General features: G+C 71.8%; 17 protein-coding genes. 11 read left to right on the top strand and 6 right to left on the bottom strand.

What is annotated here, in order from left to right:
* The first annotated feature begins 33 nt into the window (after positions 1 to 33).
* From R8Z57_RS00620 to R8Z57_RS00600, 5 genes are all read left to right on the top strand, one after another.
* Positions 34 to 2,808, top strand: a complete 2,775-nt coding sequence (locus R8Z57_RS00620) for an HAD-IC family P-type ATPase (RefSeq protein WP_318351826.1) — start codon at positions 34 to 36, stop codon at positions 2,806 to 2,808.
* Between the two features lie 92 nt (positions 2,809 to 2,900).
* Complete coding sequence (locus R8Z57_RS00615; protein ID WP_318351825.1) at positions 2,901 to 3,380, top strand: FMN-binding protein; 480 nt, start codon at positions 2,901 to 2,903, stop codon at positions 3,378 to 3,380.
* A gap of 9 nt (positions 3,381 to 3,389) precedes the next feature.
* Positions 3,390 to 4,322, top strand: coding sequence for an FAD:protein FMN transferase (locus R8Z57_RS00610; protein WP_318351824.1), 933 nt, complete (start codon positions 3,390 to 3,392; stop codon positions 4,320 to 4,322).
* Positions 4,319 to 4,873 carry an MOSC domain-containing protein gene (locus tag R8Z57_RS00605; RefSeq protein WP_318351823.1) on the top strand — a complete coding sequence of 185 codons (555 nt, stop codon included), beginning with the start codon at positions 4,319 to 4,321 and terminating at the stop codon, positions 4,871 to 4,873. Before R8Z57_RS00610 ends, R8Z57_RS00605 begins: the two co-directional genes overlap by 4 nt.
* 4 nt (positions 4,874 to 4,877) lie before the next feature.
* Complete coding sequence (locus R8Z57_RS00600) at positions 4,878 to 6,440, top strand: flavodoxin reductase (protein ID WP_318351822.1); 1,563 nt, start codon at positions 4,878 to 4,880, stop codon at positions 6,438 to 6,440.
* Between the two features lie 152 nt (positions 6,441 to 6,592).
* Here the strand turns inward: R8Z57_RS00600 and R8Z57_RS00595 are convergent, their stop codons facing one another.
* Entirely contained in the window at positions 6,593 to 8,200 is a 1,608-nt protein-coding gene (locus R8Z57_RS00595) for a sensor histidine kinase (RefSeq protein WP_378723172.1), read from the bottom strand.
* Positions 8,197 to 8,925 (bottom strand): response regulator transcription factor, encoded by a 729-nt coding sequence (locus tag R8Z57_RS00590; RefSeq protein ID WP_318351821.1) that lies wholly within the window; start codon positions 8,923 to 8,925, stop codon positions 8,197 to 8,199. The genes R8Z57_RS00595 and R8Z57_RS00590 overlap by 4 nt, the downstream gene beginning before the upstream one ends.
* 296 nt (positions 8,926 to 9,221) lie before the next feature.
* On the opposite strand from R8Z57_RS00590, the gene R8Z57_RS00585 reads away from it, so the two are divergent.
* Together R8Z57_RS00585 and R8Z57_RS00580 are read left to right on the top strand one after the other, a co-directional pair.
* The gene (locus R8Z57_RS00585) at positions 9,222 to 10,679 is read left to right on the top strand and encodes an ABC transporter permease (RefSeq protein WP_318351820.1); all 1,458 of its coding nucleotides are present in this window, start codon (positions 9,222 to 9,224) and stop codon (positions 10,677 to 10,679) included.
* Positions 10,680 to 10,750: 71 nt separating this feature from the next.
* Positions 10,751 to 11,476, top strand: coding sequence for an ABC transporter ATP-binding protein (locus R8Z57_RS00580; RefSeq protein ID WP_318351819.1), 726 nt, complete (start codon positions 10,751 to 10,753; stop codon positions 11,474 to 11,476).
* A gap of 36 nt (positions 11,477 to 11,512) precedes the next feature.
* On the opposite strand, the gene R8Z57_RS00575 is transcribed toward R8Z57_RS00580, so the two are convergent.
* Entirely contained in the window at positions 11,513 to 12,502 is a 990-nt protein-coding gene (locus tag R8Z57_RS00575) for an SDR family oxidoreductase (protein ID WP_318351818.1), read from the bottom strand.
* A gap of 124 nt (positions 12,503 to 12,626) precedes the next feature.
* Here R8Z57_RS00575 and R8Z57_RS00570 point away from each other — a divergent pair, with 124 nt between their 5' ends.
* Complete coding sequence (locus R8Z57_RS00570; RefSeq protein ID WP_318351817.1) at positions 12,627 to 13,964, top strand: FAD-binding oxidoreductase; 1,338 nt, start codon at positions 12,627 to 12,629, stop codon at positions 13,962 to 13,964.
* A gap of 54 nt (positions 13,965 to 14,018) precedes the next feature.
* On the opposite strand, the gene gndA is transcribed toward R8Z57_RS00570, so the two are convergent.
* On the bottom strand, positions 14,019 to 15,626 hold the full coding sequence (gene gndA / locus R8Z57_RS00565; RefSeq protein WP_318351816.1) for an NADP-dependent phosphogluconate dehydrogenase: 1,608 nt from the start codon (positions 15,624 to 15,626) through the stop codon (positions 14,019 to 14,021).
* A 128-nt stretch (positions 15,627 to 15,754) separates the two neighbouring features.
* Between gndA and R8Z57_RS00560 the strand changes: the two genes are divergently transcribed.
* On the top strand, positions 15,755 to 16,261 hold the full coding sequence (locus R8Z57_RS00560) for a gluconokinase (protein ID WP_378723168.1): 507 nt from the start codon (positions 15,755 to 15,757) through the stop codon (positions 16,259 to 16,261).
* 12 nt (positions 16,262 to 16,273) lie between these two features.
* Here the strand turns inward: R8Z57_RS00560 and R8Z57_RS00555 are convergent, their stop codons facing one another.
* Entirely contained in the window at positions 16,274 to 16,396 is a 123-nt protein-coding gene (locus R8Z57_RS00555; RefSeq protein ID WP_318351815.1) for a hypothetical protein, read from the bottom strand.
* Positions 16,397 to 16,653: 257 nt separating this feature from the next.
* On the opposite strand from R8Z57_RS00555, the gene R8Z57_RS00550 reads away from it, so the two are divergent.
* Positions 16,654 to 17,295, top strand: coding sequence for a 50S ribosomal protein L25/general stress protein Ctc (locus R8Z57_RS00550; protein WP_318351814.1), 642 nt, complete (start codon positions 16,654 to 16,656; stop codon positions 17,293 to 17,295).
* 138 nt (positions 17,296 to 17,433) lie between these two features.
* Complete coding sequence (gene pth, locus R8Z57_RS00545) at positions 17,434 to 18,018, top strand: aminoacyl-tRNA hydrolase (RefSeq protein ID WP_318351813.1); 585 nt, start codon at positions 17,434 to 17,436, stop codon at positions 18,016 to 18,018.
* A 136-nt stretch (positions 18,019 to 18,154) separates the two neighbouring features.
* Here pth and R8Z57_RS00540 read toward each other — a convergent pair whose 3' ends face one another.
* A complete protein-coding gene (locus R8Z57_RS00540) occupies positions 18,155 to 18,754 on the bottom strand; it encodes a hypothetical protein (protein WP_318351812.1) in 600 nt (199 codons plus the stop codon).

The raw sequence follows: 18,754 nt of genomic DNA, 5'->3' as shown, positions 1-18,754 counted from the left end.
GGCTGCGGCGGGGGTTTCGAGGACGGAGCATCCATGACGCAGCCGCTCACCGAGGCCCGCCTCACGGTCCCGCGTCCGTGGGCGATGCCGGCCGATGAGGTGCTCGAGCACCTGGGGGCGGATGCCGGCGGCCTCGGGGCCGCAGACGCGGCAGCCAGGCTCGAGATCGCCGGCCCGAACCGCCTGCCGGAACCCGCCCGCAAGCCCGCGATCGTGCGCTTCCTCGCGCACTTCAACGACACGCTGATCTACATCCTGCTGGGCGCCGCCGTCATCAAGGCGCTCATGGGGGACTGGCTCGACTTCTGGGTCATCATGGTCGTCGCCGTCATCAATGCCGTGATCGGCTACGTCCAGGAGGGGCGGGCCGAGAAGGCACTGGCCGGCATCCGCGGCATGCTGTCGTCCGATGCCAGTGCGCGGCGCGACGGCGGGTGGGTGACGGTCGCGGCCGCCGACCTCGTGCCGGGCGACGTGGTGCGGCTGATGCCGGGCGACAAGGTGCCCGCCGACCTGCGGCTGCTGCAGGCGTTCCAGCTGCGCATCGACGAGGCGGCGCTCACGGGCGAGTCCGTGCCGTCGTCGAAGACCGCCGACGCCGTTGCCCCGGACGCCGGCGTCGGCGACCGGCGCTCGATGGCGTTCTCGGGCACGATCGTGAGCGCGGGGCAAGGGCGCGGCATCGTGACCGCCACCGGGCCGACGACCGAGCTCGGTCGCATCCAGAGCCTCGCCGATGAGGCGGGCTCGCTGGCGACGCCGCTCACGCGCCAGCTCGACGGCTTCGGCCGCGTTCTCACCGTGGTCATCCTCGGCATGGCCGCCGTCATGATGATGATCGGCCGATTCCTGCATGGGATGCCGTACCCCGAGCTGATCTCGGCCGCGATCGGCTTCGCGGTGGCCGCGATCCCGGAGGGGCTGCCCGCGCTGGTCACGATCACGCTGGCGATCGGCGCGCAGCAGATGGCGCGGCACAACGCCATCACGCGCAAGCTCCCCGCGGTCGAGGCGCTCGGCTCGGTCACGACCGTGTGCTCCGACAAGACCGGGACGCTCACCAAGAACGAGATGACGGTGCGGCACATCGTCACCCCGCTCGCGGAGTACGAGGTGACGGGGCTCGGCTACACGCCGGAAGGCGAGATCCACCAGGTGGGCGCGGCCGCCGACGCGCCGAGCGGCGGCGGGGGCGACCTCGCGGCGATCCTCGCGATCGCGACGCTCTGCAACGACGCCCACATCGTCCGCGGCGACGACGGCGCGTGGAGCCTGGTGGGCGAGCCGACTGAGGGCGCGCTCAAGGTCGCGGCGATCAAGGGCGGGGTCGGCAGCGCCGGCGGACGCCGTGTCGCGGTGATCCCGTTCGATTCGGCGAACAAGCTCATGGCCACGCTCAACGAGGCCGCGCGCTCGGGAGGCGAGGCGGGGGAGGTCTCGCGCGCCATCCTCGTGAAGGGGGCACCCGACCGGCTGCTCGAACGCTCTCTCACGCAGCGCGGCGCCGATGGGTCCGAGCCGCTCGACCTGCCGCGGTGGGAGCGCGCCGTCGCCGCGCTGAGCGCGCAGGGGCTGCGGGTGCTGGCCGCCGCCCGCAAACCCGTGCGCGCCACGACGGCCGAGTTCGCGCTCGAAGACCTGATCGACCTCGAGTTCATCGGACTGTGTGGTATCGTCGACCCGCCCCGGCCCGAGGCCGTCGCGGCGATCGCCGACTGCCATACCGCCGGCATCCGCGTGAAGATGATCACGGGCGACCACGCCGGCACGGCGCTGGCGATCGCGACCGAGATGGGTCTCGCTGCCGCGGACGCCGATGTCCTCACCGGCGCCGAGCTCGAAGCGCTCAGCCAAGAGCAGCTGCGCGAGGTCGTGCGCGACGTCGACGTCTACGCGCGCACGAGCCCCGAGCACAAGATCCGCATCGTGCGCGCGCTCCAGTCGCACGGCGAGGTCGTCGCGATGACCGGCGACGGGGTCAACGACGCGCCCGCGCTCACCCGGGCCGACGTGGGCATCGCCATGGGGATCAAGGGCACGGAGGCGACGAAGGAGGCCGCCGAGTTCGTGCTCGCCGACGACAATTTCGCCACGATCCGCAGCGCCATCGCCGAGGGACGGCGCATCTACGACAACCTGCGCAAGTCGATCGTGTTCCTGTTGCCGACCAACGGCGCCCAGTCGCTGGTGATCCTTGTCGCGGTGCTCTTCGGGCTGGCGCTGCCGCTGACGAGCGTGCAGGTGCTGTGGGTCAACATGGTGACCGCGGTCACGCTCTCTCTCGCCCTCGCTTACGAGCCGGCCGAGCGCGGCATCATGCGCCGGCCGCCCCGTGCAACGGGTGGCCCCATCATCGACCGCGGCGAACTCGGCTTCGTGCTCGTGGTGTCCCTGCTCATCGGGGGTGCGGCGATGGGCGTGTTCTACGGCTCGGTCGCCGCGGGCGCCGACATCGACGTCGCCCGCACCGAGGCCGTGCTGATGCTGGCGCTCGGGCAGCTCGCCTATCTCTTCAACTGCCGGTTCCTCACCCGCTCGAGCCTCACCGTCGACGTGCTGCGCGGCAACCGCGCGATCTGGTGGTCGGCCCTCGCGCTCCTCGTCCTGCAGCTCGTCTACACCTACGCGCCGTTCATGAACGTGCTGTTCGAGTCGCGACCGCTGACCGCGGCATCCTGGATCGTCCCGGTGATCGCCTCGATCGCGATCTTCCTCGGCGTGGAGCTGCTCAAGGCGCTGCTGCGACACCGGTCGCCGTCGTCGCCGCGCTCATCGGCCGCAGCTCGCTCGCTCAAAGGCGACTCATAGGCGCGGTTGCGAGGATCGCAGCGACGCACACCGCGTCACCGCTCACGGCCACCACGAGCGGAACGAGCCCGACCCGAGCCAGGAGGACCGTCATGATCCGCACCGCACTCGATTCCCGCCCCGTCCGCGCCGGCGCCGCCCTCACGGCGGCGGCCGGCATCGCCCTGCTGGCCGGATGCGCGCCGGTCGCCTCGGAGGCCGAGGAGCCGGGCACCGCCGACACCGGCTCGTCGGGATCCTCCGACACCGGCTCGACCGGCGGCTCCGGCTCCGGCTCCTACGCCGACGGCACCTACACGGCGGAGGGCTCCTACGCCACGCCCGAGTCCGTCGAGCAGATCTCGGTCACCGTGACGCTCGAGGGCGACGTGATCACCGCCGTCGAGGTGACCGGCGACCCGCAGAAGCGCGAGTCCGAGCAGTACCAGAGCCAGTTCATCGGCGGCATCGCCGATGTCGTGGTGGGGCAGGACATCGACGAGATCCAGGTCAGCCGCGTCGCCGGCTCGTCGCTCACGAGCAACGGGTTCAACGAGGCGATCGAGACGATCAAGTCCGAGGCGGCGAACTAGGAGTCGGCCGTGGCCGCGGCGGCGTCCTGGCGTTTCGACGCGATCGGCACCGGGTGGGAGATCCTCACGAAGCGCCCGCTCGCGCCCGAGGTGCGCGATGCGGTGACCGCCCGGATCGACGCCTTCGATCGCACCTGGTCGCGATTCCGGGTCGATTCCGCCGTGAGCGCCCTCGCGCGCGGAGGGGGCTCGATCCCCGGCCCGAGCGACGCCGTGCCGATGCTCGACGCCCTCGCCGGGATCTCGGACGCGACCGAGGGTGCGGTGAGCCCGCTCGTGGGGGCGTCGCTCGCGGCGCTCGGCTATGACGCGGCGTACTCGCTGCGGGATCGCGGCCCGGTGGCCGCCCCCGCGGACTGGCGGAAGCGGCTGACGTGGCACGACGGCGCGCTCACTCTGCGCGGGCCCGCCGTCATCGACGTCGGCGCCCTCGGCAAGGGGCGTCTGGTCGACCTCGTGCTCGATGTGCTCGCGCGCACCGAGCGCGGGGACCTCGTCGTCGACGCCTCCGGCGACCTCGCCGTGCGCGGACGGCCGCAGCGCATCGGCTTGGAGCATCCGTTCGATCCGCGCCGTGCGATCGGCGTGTGGGAGGTGACGGATGCCGCGCTCTGCGCCTCGGCGATCAACCGGCGGTCCTGGCCTTCGGCCACGGGCACGACGCTGCACCACGTGCTCGACGCCCGCACCGGCGAGCCGGTGCGGGCGATCGCCGCGACGTGGGCGGTCGCGCCCGACGCCATGACCGCCGATGCGGCGGCCACCGCCCTGTTCTTCGACGGCGGCCCGCGCCTCGCCCACGACTGGGGCGTCGAGTGGGTGCGCATGACGACCGACGGCCGGGTGGAGTGGTCGCCGGGGTGCCCCGCCGAGCTGTTCGTCCGCGCGGGCGGCGTCGGGCGGACCGCGCCGGGGCCACGAGCGAATAGCCTGGAAACGTGACCGACTCCCTCCCCGGACACGTCGTCGCCGTCTCGCGCGACGACGCGCATCGCTTCCGCAAGCCGACGCGCGAGAGCATCACCCTGATCGCCGGGCTCGGCGTCGAGGGCGATGCCCACGCCGGCGCCACCGTGCAGCACCTGTCTCGCGTCCGCCGCGATCCGACGGCACCCAACCTGCGGCAGGTGCACCTGATCCACGCCGAGCTCCTGGAGGAGATGGCCGGCCGCGGGCACGAAGTGACCCCGGGTGCGCTCGGCGAGAACGTGACGACTGCGGGCATCGACCTGCTCGGGCTCTCCCGCGGCACGCGCCTCGCCCTCGGTGACGACGCGGTCGTCGAGATCACCGGCCTGCGCAATCCCTGCGCCCAGATCAACGGCCTCTCGGAGGGACTGATGAAAGAGCTCGTCTACGTCGACGACGCCGGTGCCACCGTGCGGCTGGCCGGCGTGATGTCGATCGTGCTCGAAGGCGGTGTCGTGCACCCGGGCGACGGCATCCGCGTCCTCCCGTCCGCGGGCCGCCACGAGCCCCTGCAGCCGGTCTGAGCGCATGGGGACCCTCACCGCCCTCTGGAACCGTGTCTTCGCGGTGCTCGGCCGCGTGTCGATGTACCGCCTGGTGTACCTCGCGCTCGCCGCGCTCGCGGTCGTCTCGCTGCTGCTGTCGTTCTTCGGCCTCGTCGGCCCCGACCCGCTGCAGCTCGTCGTGACGCTCGCCGTGCTCGCCGCGGTGTGCGTGGGGGTGGATGCCGCGGCCCAGCGCATCCTGCATCTGCCCTGGCGTCTGGAGTCCTCGCTCATCACGGCGCACATCCTGCTCTTCGTGCTGCGGCCGACGGTCGAGCTCGCGGGCCTCCTCGGCATCGCGATCGCCGCCGCGGTGGCGTCGCTGTCGAAGTACGTGCTGGCCTGGCGCGGCCGTCACATCTTCAATCCGGCCGCCATGGGCGCCACGGTGCTGACGCTGCTCAGCCTCGCGTGGCCCGATCTCGGCGCCTCTTCGTGGTGGGTCGGCACGCCGGCGCTCGCCGCGCCGGTGATCCTGCTCGGCCTCGCGGTGCTCGTGCGCACCGAGAAGCTCCGCGTCGTGGCGGTGTTCCTCGTCATCGCCGTGGGCGTCGCGGTGTTCCGCAGGGCATCGCAGTACCAGGCGGCGGGCCTCGAGGTCGAGGCGCTCGACCTGCTGTGGCCCGTGCTGTGGTCGTCGCCCTTCCTGTTCCTCGGCGCGTTCATGCTGTCGGAGCCCCTCACCCTTCCGCCGCGCCGCTGGCAGCAGCTGACCGTCGCGACAGTCGTCGGCGTGCTGGCGGGGTGGCCGATCCCGATCGGCGACATCACGCTCGGTCAGGAGCGCGCGCTCCTCGTCGGCAACCTGGTCGCCTTCGCGTTCGCCCTCCGCACCGCGGTGCGCCTCACGCTGGTCTCGCGCGCCGCGCCGACCGCGACGGTGCAGGAGCTCACCTTCCGTGTGCACGACCGCCTGGCCTTCCTGCCGGGGCAGTACCTCGAGCTCGAGGTTCCCCACCGCCACCCCGACGCCCGCGGCACCCGCCGGGAGTTCAGCATCGCCTCGGCGCCCGAGGACCTGCCACTGCTCAAGGTCGCCTTCAAGGAGGGCGGAAGTGCCAAGCCGCTGAGCTCATACAAGAAGGCCCTCGCCGAGGTGCAGCCCGGCGACGCGCTGGCGATCACCGGGGTGTGGGGCGACTTCCTGCTCCCCAAGCGCGACGCGGCCCCGATCCTGATGGTGGCCGCCGGCATCGGCGTGACGCCGTTCGTGTCGCAGCTGCGTCACGCCCGCGAGGCCGGGCGCGAGCGCGACATCGTGCTCGTGTACGTGGCGTCGGATGCCTCGGAGCTGGCGTACCGCGCCGAGATCGAGGCATCCGGAGCCCGCGTCGTGGTGTTCACGCGCGACCGCCCGGCGGATCTGCCCGACCACTGGGAGTGGGCGAAGGGCGTGCGGCTCGACGCGGACGGGCTGCTGCGGGTCGTGCCCGACATCTCGTCCCGGCACGCCTACATCTCCGGCCCCGCAGCCCTCATCGCCGATCTGGCCCCGGCACTCGAGCGCGCCCGTTCGATCACGACCGACGCCTTCAGCGGCTACTGACGCGTCCCGTCGCGCCGCGCGGCCTCGACGCCCCGCACGGTTCGCACGATTCGCGAGAGGACAGCTGGTCGCCGAGATGCAGGTGGGTTCCCTACCTCTCGTCCACCAGCTGTACTCTCGCGGTCTGGAGCGGCGGGCGTGGGCGCGACCGCTCAGGCCGGCGCGACCACGACCGGGTCGGTGGGCCGCGCAGGCAGACGCACCTCGAAGGTCGTGTCGCCGGGCGTGCTCGTGACGCGGATGCTGCCGCCGTGGGCGTCGACGATCGCCCGCGCGATCGAGAGCCCGAGGCCGGTGCCGCCGGTCTGACGCGCGCGCGACCGGTCGCCGCGCGCGAACCGCTCGAACAGCTCGCCCTGCAGCGCCGGGTCGATGCCGGGGCCGTCGTCATGGACGCGCAGCACGGCGTCGCGGCCCTCGCGCGCCACGGTCACCGTCACCGTCGTCCCTTCGGGCGTGTGCGTGCGGGCGTTGGCGAGCAGGTTCGCGGCGACCTGGTGCAGTCGTCCGGCGTCGCCGGCGATCAGCACGGGCTCTTCGCCCACGTCGAGCACCCACTCGTGGCCGGGACCGGTCGGCGTGACGTCGCCGACCGCGTCGATGGCGAGGCGGGTGAGGTCGACCGTGCCGTAGACGAGCTCCTGTCCCTCGTCGAGGCGGGCGAGCAGCAGCAGGTCCTCGACCAGCGACGTCATGCGCAGCGACTGCGCCTGGATGCGCTCGAGCGACGCCTCCGTGGTCTCGAGGGTCATGGCGTCCGGTCCGGGTTCGGGGCGCGACGCGCGGCCGAGGGCCTTCAGCGACAGCTCGGAGTAGCCGCGGATCGAGGCCAGCGGGGTGCGCAGCTCGTGGCTCGCGTCGGCGACGAACGCGCGCATGCGCTCCTCGTTGCGCTGACGGGCGGTGAGCGACTCGTCGACGTGGTCGAGCAGCGTGTTGAGCGCCTCGCCCACGCGACCGACCTCGGTGCGCGGATCGGCTTCGCGCACGGGCACGCGCTCGGCGATCGACACCTCGCCCTGGTCGAGCTGCTGCTTCGACACGCGCTCCGCGGTCGCGGCGACGGCGCGCAGCGGCGCGAGCCCGCGGCGGATCGTCCACGCCGTCGCGACGGCGAGCAGGATCAGCCCGCCGGCGGTGAGGAGGCCGATCGTGGTGAGCATTCGCGTGAGGGTGTCGCTGATGCCCGCACGAGAGAGGCCGACGATGGCGTAGGCGTTCCCCAGCGAGACTCCCTCGATCCGGTAGGTGCCGACGCCGTCGACGGAGACGACGAACTGGCCCTGCTGCTGCTTGATGCTCTCGACGATCGCCTCGATCTGATCGTCGGTGAGCGGCACCACGTCGCCGTCGGCCTCGACCACGGCCGCGGTCGGCTGGCCGATGGTCGACTCGACGGCGAGGAAGAAGCCCGGACGTGGCGCCGGCTGCTGCTCGAGGATCTCCTCCGCGGTCATCCCCGCGCTGATCGGCACGCGCATGAACTCGACGCTCTGGCGTGCCGACTTCACCTCGGAATCGAGCTGCTGCTCCACGACCTGGCCGAGGATCGCGCTGGTCGCGACGGCGACGAGCACCATGATGAACGACGTGATGCCGACGACGGTGACGATGAGCTTGCGCTGCAACGTCCAGGGGGCGCGCCGGGGGAGTGCGTCACCCGTCGCGGTCTCGGTGACGGATGCCTCGGCCGGCGTGGAATCGTCGGTCGCGGCATCCGTCCCCTCCGAGGCCGGTGTGCGGGTGTGCTGGTCGGTCACTGCGGCGCCTTGATCATGTAGCCGACGCCGCGCACGGTGTGGATGAGGGGCTCGCGGCCCGCGTCGATCTTCTTGCGGAGGTACGAGATGTAGAGCTCGACGACGCTGGAGCGTCCGCCGAAGTCGTAGTTCCAGACGCGGTCGAGGATCTGGGCCTTCGACACGACGCGGCGCTGGTTGCGCATGAGGTAGCGGAGCAGCTCGAACTCGGTGGCGGTGAGTTCGATCTCCTCGCCGGCGCGGGTGACCTCGTGGCTGTCCTCGTTCAGGCTGAGGTCGCCGACGCGCAGGATCGGCTCGGCGCCCGCGGCATGCGCGGTGCCGGCGCGGCGCATCAGCCCACGGAGCCGGGCGACCACCTCTTCGAGGCTGAACGGCTTCGTGACGTAGTCGTCGCCGCCCGCGGTGAGGCCGGCGACGCGGTCGCTCACCGCGTCCTTGGCGGTGAGGAACAGCACGGGCACGTCGTCTCCCGACTGGCGCAGCCGCTGCAGCACGGCCATGCCGTCGAGGTCGGGCATCATGATGTCGAGCACCATGGCGTCGGGCTCGAACTCCCGCGCGGTCTGCAGCGCCTCGAATCCGGAGCCGGCGGTGCGGACCTCCCAGCCCTCCATGCGCAGCGCCATCGACAGCAGGTCGGTGAGCATCTGCTCGTCGTCCACGACGAGGACGCGCAGGTTCGATCCGTCGGGTCGCAGCAGGGCGGGAGCGGGGTTCGTCATGCGTCCATTGTGTACGGCTTCCTATGGGCTTCCTATGGAGCCCGCTATGCACCCGCTGTGAGATTCCCGGCCCTGTTCCTGCTTTCGAATCGCGCACTTTGCAGTTCTGGCCGCATGGGAACTGCAAAGTGCGCGATTCGAACCAGAGGGGCGGACGGTCGAACGAGGGGCGGACGGATGCCGGGGCTCCCCGCATCCGTTCTCATAAGGTCTCCATAGCTCTTCCTGGCTCCGCCCATCACGACCCTTCGTAGCGTCGCTGCGACGGCCGGCATCTCGCCGCCGGGAGGAGACCCATGTACATGACCTATCTGCGGCGGGAGCTGGCCGGCCGCAAGAAGCAGACGATCATCGTGGCCGCCGGGCTCGCGATCGCCATCGCGCTCGTGATGATCGTGAATTCGCTGGCCGCCGGCGTCAGCGCCGCCCAGGCACGGGCGCTCGAGTCCGTCTACGGGGTCGGCACCGACCTCACCGTGACAGGGCCGCAGGCCGAACCCGGTCAGGGCGGCGGCGCGCGGTTCGATTTCGAGGAGGACGGCGGCCAGACTGCCGACGACGGCACCACAGAGCTCAGCCAGTCCCGGCTGATGACCGACTTCATGCGCGGCACCATCGAAGCCTCGTCGCTCGACACCGTGACCGGCGTCGACGGGGTCGCGTCGGCGTCCGGGGCCCTCAGCCTCACCAACTCCACCTTCTCGGGCGAACTGCCGCAGCGTCCTGCCGAGGGCACGGAAGGAGACGTGATGCAGGCGCCGCCGCAGCAGGGCGAGGGCGGCGGGTTCGGCGGCGGCTCGTTCGACATCGACTCCTTCACCGTGCTCGGCATCGACCCGTCCGCTGACGCGGTCGGCCCGCTCTCCGCGGTGGAACTCACGGATGGCCGCGGCCTCGAGGCCTCCGACGACGGGGAGTACGTCGCGGTGCTCGATGCCACGTACGCCACGACCGCCGAACTCGCGGTGGGAGATACGCTCGACGTCGGGGGCCAGGACTTCGAGATCGTGGGCATCGTCGCCTCGACGTCCGAAGAGGCCGACACCGCCGCCAACGTCTACATCCCGCTCGGGGTGGCGCAGGAGCTCTCCGGCGCCGGTGACGTCCTGTCCACGATCTACGTCCAGGCCGATTCGTCCGACGCCATCGCCACCGCGCAGGCGGGCATCCAGGAGGAGCTCCCCGACGCCACCGTGAGCTCGCAGTCGGATCTCGCGTCCACGGTCTCGGGTTCGCTCTCGAGCGCATCGGCGCTCATCACCAACCTGGGCACCTGGCTCTCGGTGATCGTGCTCGCCGTCGCGCTGGCGCTCGCCGTCCTCTTCACGATCTCGGGCGTCTCGCGACGCACCCGCGAGTTCGGCACGCTGAAGGCCATCGGCTGGTCCAACGGCCGCGTCGTCGGACAGGTCGCGGGCGAGTCGGTCGTGCAGGGCGTCATCGGCGGCGTGGCGGGCATCGTGATCGGCCTCGCCGGCATCGTCACGATCAACCTGATCTCGCCGACCATCTCCACCGCACCGTCGACCGAGGGGATGCCCGGCGGCGGCTCGCTGCCGGGCGGCGGCGGTGGTCCGTTCGGCGCTGCGATGACCTCGTCGTCCACCGACATCGTCCTGCAGGCGCCTGTCACCCTGTGGGTCATCGTCGTGGCGGTCGGCATCGCGGTGCTCGGCGGCCTGGTCGCCGGCGCGTTCGGCGGATGGCGCGCGGCGCGGCTCAGTCCGGCCGAAGCGCTGCGGTCGGTGGGGTGAGGCATCCGATGGCCGACGTCACCTCCGCCGACGCAGCTTCCCGATCCCGCTCCACGAGAGGAGAACACACCATGACCATGACAGAGACCGCTGAAGGCATCGTTCCGGATGCCGCGCCCCCCGCGATCTACCGCCTCGCCGGCGTGACGCGCACCTACACCCAGAAGGGCCGCGTCGTGAAGGCGCTCGCCGGCGTCGACCTCACGATCGAGACGGGCGACTTCGTCACGATCCAGGGCCCGACCGGAGGCGGCAAGTCCACGCTGCTGCAGCTGCTCGGCGCGCTGGACCGTCCGAGCTCCGGCGCGGTGCGCCTGGGCCATGTCGACATCGCGACGGCGAGCAACCGCGAGCTCAGCCGCATCCGGGCGCACGAGATCGGGTTCGTGTTCCAGGGCTTCAACCTCATCCCGACGCTCACCGCGCACGAGAACGTCGACATGGCGCTCGAGCCGCTCGGGCTTGCGAAGGGAGAGCGCACGGCGCGCGCGACCGAGGCTCTCACCCACGTCGGCCTCGCCGATCGCGCCGACCACCGTCCGGGCGAGCTGTCGGGAGGGCAGCAGCAGCGTGTGGCGATCGCGCGGGCGATCGTCAAGCGTCCGCGTGTGCTGCTGGCGGATGAGCCCACCGGCAATCTGGACGAGAGCATGCGCGACGAGATCCTGGAGGTGCTGCAGGCGCTGAACGAGGAGGGGCTCACGCTCATCGTCGTCACACACGACTCGGCCGTGGCCCGTCGCGCGCGCAGGCGCCTGCGTCTCGACAGGGGCACGGTGCGCGACATCACGCGCTGACGGGGCCGGCGCACCCGCGATCCGCGGGTGCGCGCCTCAGCCGGCGGAACGGGCGTGGGCCGCGATGCGATCGAACAGCGCATCGCGGCCTTCGTCGACCTGCTGCGCTTCAGGGGTGGCGTCGTGGTAGGCGAGGATGCGCCGGGCGCCCTCGTCGAAGGTCACCGTCGTGCGGAACTCCGGCACGAGCTGCGTCACCTTCGACACGTCGAACACCATCGAGTGCGCCTTGTCGCCGATGAGGGTGGGACCGAGGTCGGGCGCGAACGCGGCGATCGTGTCGGAAGCGACGTGAACCAGTTCGGGCGCCGAGACCCCGGCGGCATCGGCGAGCCAGCCGTAGATCTGATTCCAGGTAGGCGCGTGGGTGCCGGTGATCGTGAACGCCTCGCCGATGGCGGCGGGGTTGCCCAGCAGGCCCGTGAACGCGACCGCGAAGTCGTCGGCGTGCGTGATCGTCCACAGACTCGTGCCGTCGCCGTGCACGATGACGGGCTTCCCGGCCCGCATGCGCGCGATGTCGGTCCAGTGGCCGAGGGTCGGCAGCATCCGCTCGTCGTAGGTGTGGGAGGGACGGATGATCGTGACCGGGAGCCCCCGCTCGCGATGCGCGCCGACGAGCACGTCCTCGCACGCGATCTTGTCGCGGGAGTACTGCCAGAAGGGGTTCCGCAGCGGCGTCGACTCGGTCACCGGCAGCCGGCGCGGCGGCTTTTCGTAGGCTGACGCCGAGCTGATGAACACGTACTGGCCCGTGCGGCCCTCGAACAGGTCGAGGTCGGTCGCGATGTGCTCGGGAGTGAAGGCGAGGAACTCGGCGACCACGTCGAAACGGCGGTCGCCGAGCGCTGCGCGAACGGCGGCCGCATCGCGGATGTCGGCCTCGATGAGTTCGACCTCGTCGGGCACCGGGCGCCGCGCGCTGCCGCGATTGAGGATCGCGACCTCGTGGCCGAGGGAGACGGAGCGGCGCACGCAGGCCGCGCTGATGGTTCCGGTGCCGCCGATGTAGAGGATGCTCGTCACCCTCGCGAGCCTACGCCCCGGCGGTCGGGGTGCGCCGTCGGCCCGCGTGGCGCGACGTGCCGGTGTCGTGGGGCGCGGCACCCGAGGGGTGGCCGATGTCGGCGGCGACCCCTAGCGTGTCGGCATGACCAACGACCACCTCGGCGCCGGCTCGATCGGCACCGTCATCCGCCCGGGAGACTCCGACTGGGAGTCCGCCCGCCGCTTCCACTCCGGCATCGGCGAACCCGCCGCCGTGATCCGCGCCGCCACCGTCGACGACGTCCGCGGCGCGCTGCGCTACGCGTCGGCGGAGCGCCTCGACGTCATGATCCGCTGCGGCGGCCACAGCGCGTGGGGCGGCGTGCCGGGCGGCTTGACGCTCGACATCTCGGCTCTCGACGGCGTCGAAGTCGACGGCACCCGCGTGCGCGTCGGCGGCGGCGCGCAGTGGGGCGCGGTGGCCCGCGCGCTCACTGCGCACGGGCTCGGCATCAGCTCGGGCGACACGGCGTCGGTCGGGGTCGGGGGTCTCACTCTCGGCGGCGGGATCGGCTGGATGGTGCGCGCGTGGGGTCTCGCGGCCGACCAGCTGGCGGGCGCCCAGCTCGTCACTGCGCGGGGCGAGGTGGTGGAGGTGTCGGATGCCTCGCACCCTGAGCTGATGTGGGCCCTCCGGGGCGGCGGGGGCAACTTCGGGGTCGTCACCCGATTCGACTTCGAGGCGCACGCGCTCGACGGCGTGGTGCATGCGGTCTACGGGGTGGACGGCGATGCCCGGCCGATCCTGCGCGCCCTGCGCGAGCTGATGGCCGGCGCGCCGCGCGAGCTCACGGTCACCTACATGGACGTGCCGCCGATGGACCCGAGCGCCCCGGCCGGCGCCACGATCACCGCGGTCTGGATCGGCACCGACGAAGAGGCCGCGCGACGGGTCCTGGCGCCGCTTGCGGCGACACCCGGCGTGAGTGAGCGGGAGTTCGGCGTGCAGGAGTATCCCGATGTGCTGCTCGAGGCTCCCGAGTTCGACCCCGAGCAGCCGATGCCCGGCTTCGTCGGCGGCAACACGCTGCTGCACGCTCTCGACGACGACGCCATCGAGAGACTCGTCGCCTTCCGTGACGCCAACCCGGCGTCGGTGGCGTTCCTCCGTTCACTGGGCGGCGCGTACGGCGACGTCTCCGACTCGGTCTTCCCGGCGCGGGACGCGACGTGGTTCGCGATGGCCGGAGCCTTCGACGTGCCCGGGATGATGGATGACGCCGCCCGCGCCGCGGCGGTCGACGCCTGGGAGGCGATCGAGGCGAAGGGCGCCGGGGTCTACGGCAACTTCTCCGTCACGACCGAGTCGGAATTCGCGGAGCGGATGTATCCGCCGCCGACGATGGCGCGCCTCGCCGCGGTCAAGCGTGAGTGGGACCCCGGCAATGTCTTCTGCCGCAACCACAACGTCAAGCCGAGCCCGGACGGGCACGCCGGCTGAAACGCCGCGGGCGGCTCCCCGCTCAGGGAGCCGCCCGCGTGCACGCGCGTCGCGTCAGTGGGTGTCTTCGGCTTCGATTTCGGTGCGGTCGCCGGACCAGAGGGTGTGGAAGGTGCCGGGTTTGTCGATGCGCTTGTAGGTGTGGGCGCCGAAGAAGTCGCGTTGGCCCTGGATGAGGGCGGCGGGCAGGCGTTCGGCGCGCAGGCCGTCGTAGTAGGCCAGTGATGACGAGAACGCGGGGGCGGGGATGCCGGAGTGCGCCGAGGTGGAGACGATGCGCCGCCACGCGGCCTGGGCGCGGCCGAGGGCCTCGACGAAGTACGGGGCGGTCAGCAGCACGGGCAGGTCGGGCTGGGCGTCGTAGGCGTCGGCGATGCGGTTGAGGAACTGGGCGCGGATGATGCAGCCCGCGCGCCAGATCTTCGAGACCGCACCGAGGTCGATGGTCCAGTCGTACTCGGCAGCGCCGGCGCGGATCTCATCGAACCCCTGGCTGTAGGCGACGATCTTCGACGCGTACAGCGCGAGCCGGACGTCCTCGATGAACGCGTCCGGGTCCTCGACCTGCAGGCCCTCCGCCGGGCCGGGCAGGCCCGTGGAGACCTCACGCTGCTCGGGGTGCGACGAGAGGGAGCGGGCGAAGGTGGCCTCGGCGATACCCGACACCGGGACGCCGAGGGACAGCGCGGTCTGCACCGTCCACGCGCCGGTGCCCTTCGCACCGGCCTGGTCGAGGATCACGTCCACCAGCGGCTGCCCGGTCGCAGCGTCGGTCTGGCGGAGCACCTCGGCGGTGATCTCGATGAGGTAAGACTCCAGCTCGCCGCGGTTCCATTCGGCGAACACCTCGGCGATCTCGGCCGGGGTCTTGCCGGTGCCGCGGCGGATCAGGTCGTACGCCTCGGCGATGAGCTGCATGTCGGCGTACTCGATACCGTTGTGCACCATCTTCACGAAGTGCCCGGCGCCGTCGTGGCCGACGTGCGTGACGCACGGCTCACCCTCCGCGACCGCGGCGATCGAGCGCAGGATCGGGCCGAGGGTGACCCACGACTCGTCCGAACCGCCCGGCATGATCGAGGGGCCGTTCAGCGCGCCCTCCTCGCCGCCCGAGATCCCGGCGCCGACGAAGTTGATCCCGGTCTCACGGACCGCCTTCTCACGACGGATGGTGTCGGTGAACAGCGCGTTGCCGCCGTCGACGATGATGTCGCCCGGCTCGAACACCTCGATCAGCGAATCGATCACCGCATCCGTCGGGCGCCCCGCCTTGACCATGATGACGGCCGTGCGCGGCTTCGTCAGCGACGCCGCGAACTGCTCGTACGAGAACGCCGGCACGAACTCCGCCTCCGGGTGCGCCTCGATCAGCTCGTCCGTCTTCGAACGACTGCGGTTGAACACCGCCACCGTGTTCCCCTCACGCGAGGCCAGGTTCCGGGCCAGGTTCGAACCCATCACCGCCAACCCCACCACACCGATGTTCGCCGTCGCAGCGACCGCCGACTCCGGCCCCGCCGGCTCCGGCGTGGCGCGACCGACCTCCTCGGGCCGCGGTGCAGCCTCGTGCGCCGTCGTCGCCTCATCCGGACCCTGGTCCTGATCGGTCGAGATACGGGTACCGGACTGTTCGCCGGTCACGGTGGGGTCGTTCGAAGACACACGAGCTCCTGAGGTTGAATCGTCGCTTTTCAGCCTAGAGTCTGGCGCGTCCGTGTTACACCGCAGCGGCCGGACGCTCACGAGGCTCGGGTCCGCGTTGTGATCGGCTGTTCGGCTACGGTGGCGGGGTGACGGCATCCCGAATCGTCGTGATGGGCCCGAGCGGCTCCGGCAAGTCCGCGGTCGGCGCGGCGGTCGCCGCGCGCCTGGGGCTGCCCTTCGTCGACGCCGACGATCTGCACCCGATCGCCAACGTGCAGAAGATGGTGGTGGGCACGCCGCTGGACGACGAGGACCGGATGCCGTGGCTCGATGTCGTCGCGGCGCGCCTGCGCGACGCCGGCGGCGGAGCGGTGGTCGCATGCTCGGCGCTGGCTCGTCGCTACCGCGAGCGCCTCCTGGCGGGTGCGCCGGATGCGGTGTTCGTCGAGCTCTGCGTCTCACGCGCCGAACTGGAGCGGCGGATGGCGGGGCGCGAGCACTTCATGCCGACGTCGCTGCTGACATCGCAGCTGCAGACGCTCGAGCACCTCGATCCGGACGAGCCGGGCATCGTGGTGGCGGGCGACCCGCCGCTGGCCGACGTGGTCGACGCGGCGGTCACCGCCCTGCGCCGTCTGCCGCTGGTGCGCTGAGCGCCGCTGCAGTCAGTCCTTGCGGTACTCCTGGCGGCCGAGGCCCCAGAAGGCGAGCACCGTTCCCAGGGCGCCGATGGCGGCCATCGCACCGATCAGCCAGAAGATAGCGTGGCTCCAGAAGCCGTAGTCCATGGGATCCTCCGTGATGCGCAAAAGGGGTGCGTTCCTCATCGTAGCGGGGGCGCTGGTAGACTCGTGTCGAACTTCGGCGAGGGATGCCTCGCGCCTGCCGGTCACGGCGGGCTGCGGCATCCGTGATCGACGCGGTGATGCCGGCCCCGACAGGCTTTCCTCACGCGCTCGCGTTCGAGTCGAAATCACCCACATACCAGGGCCCGCCACCGCGCAGGCCGATCATGAACGGGCTCTGCGCCCGCAAGGAGAACCCCATGTCCACTGAGGTCGACACCAAGGTCAAGGCCGAGCTTCGCGAGAACTTCGGCAAGGGCTTTGCCCGCCGCCTGCGCGCCGCCGGCAAGATCCCCGCCGTCATCTACGGCCACGGCACCGACCCGGTGCACGTCGCGCTGCCGGGCCACCAGGTCTCGCTGCTCGTCCGCCGCGCCAACGCGGTGCTCGAGCTCGACCTCGCCGGCAAGGAGCAGCTCACGCTGGTCAAGGACGTCCAGAAGGACCCGGTGCACCAGATCATCGAGCACATCGACCTCCTCGTCGTGAAGAAGGGCGAGAAGGTCCAGGTCGACATCCCCGTCGTCGTCGTCGGCGAGCCGGCCGCCGGCACCATCGCCAACCTCGACGCGCAGACCATCGCGCTCGAGGTCGAGGCGACCCACATCCCCGAGCACGTCGAGGTCGACGTCGAGGGTCTCGAGGACGGCACCCACGTCACCGCCGCCGACCTGAAGCTGCCGAAGGGTGCTTCGCTCGTCGCCGAGGGCGACGTCCTGGTCGTCGCCATCTCGGTCCCGGCCGCGACGCTCGCCGCGGAGGACGAGATCGCCGAGGCCGACGCCGAGGTCGCCGCCGAGCAGTCCGAGGCTGCCGAGGGCGGTGCCGAGGCCGCCGAGTAATCGGATCGCCGCGGCGGCCGGCCGACCGGGAGCACCGGCGGCCGAGCCGCATGAGCGCACGGGGCGAGGAGATGCGGATGCCGCATCCCCTCGCCTCTTCGCATGACGGGTCTTCGGGCCTCGGGCAGGATGGATGACATGGCAGACGCGTGGCTGATCGTCGGACTCGGCAATCCGGGACCGCGCTACGAGCTCACCCGGCACAACGTCGGGCAGATGGTCGTGGATGAGCTCGCCGCCCGCCGCAGCGAGTCCTTCAAGGCGCACAAGGCGAACGCGCGCGTCGTCGAGACCTGGCTGCGCCCCGGTGGGCCGAAGCTCGTCCTCGCCAAGCCGAACACCTTCATGAACGTCTCCGGCGGCCCCGTCGCCGGCCTCGCGAAGTTCTACGGTGTCGAGCCCGAGCGCGTCGTCGTCGTGCACGACGAGCTCGACATCCCGTTCGACACCATCAAGCTCAAGGTCGGCGGCGGGCATGGCGGGCACAACGGCGTCCGCGACGTCGCGAAGGCGCTCGCCAGCGCCGACTTCGCCCGCGTGCGGGTGGGCATCGGGCGTCCGCACGGCCGTCAGGACCCGGCGGACTGGGTGCTCGACCCCTTCGGTGCGGTCGAGCGCAAGAATCTCCCGATCCTCCTGGGCGATGCCGCCGACGCTGTCGAGCAGCTGGTGGGCGAAGGTCTCCTCGCCGCCCAGCAGAAGCACCACGCGCCCCGCGCCTGACGCTTCGGACGCGCGATGCGAGCCGGCCGGTGGGCCGGCGCACGAGCGGAGATCTGCGGACCGCCGGACGTTCCGGGGCCGGGTCTCCGCGGGTGCGCAGAAATCCGCGCGTGCGCCAGGGCGATGGCGCCCGAGGCTAGAGGCCGGTGCCGGCGGCGAGGCCCGCGCCGAGGAAGACCTGCACCGCGACGCCGAACGCGGCAGGACCGAGCGCAGCGATGACGACGGCGGCCATCCCCGCGCCGCGGCCGCGGCGGGTCACGATCGCGACGATCCCCTGCACGAGGGCCCACACCCCGAGCGCCGTCGCCACCCAGAAGGTGAGCTCGCCGGTCAGCACCCAGTCGCGCACGGGTGTGAGGATCGTCCAGTCGAAGTCGGCATCGAAAGGCCGCGACGTGATCTCACGCCCCGCGCCCAGCCCGATCCGGAACGCGGCGACCGCCCCGAGCAGGCTCGCCCCGACCGTGGCGACGAGCGCGAGGCCCAGGGCGACGAACCCTAGAGCCCGGCTCCGACGAGGCGACGGCACTGCGGGTCGGCCCACGCTGGGCGCCGGATACCCCGTCGGCGGTGCGTAGCCGGCGGCCGGCGGTGCGTGGCCGGCGGGCGGCTGTGGCTGTGGCGGCGTGCCGGCGTAGCCCGGCGGCGGCCCGAACGGGGCGGCACCCGGTGGAGCCCACGCCGGCGGCGCGGGAGCGGCGGGCGGGGCGACAGGCTGCGAGGGATCGCTCAC

The sequence above is a fragment of the Microbacterium sp. M3 genome (genome assembly GCF_033548675.1).
Classification (GTDB): Bacteria; Actinomycetota; Actinomycetes; order Actinomycetales; family Microbacteriaceae; genus Microbacterium; species Microbacterium arthrosphaerae.
This window is presented reverse-complemented; position numbering and strand designations above follow the sequence as displayed.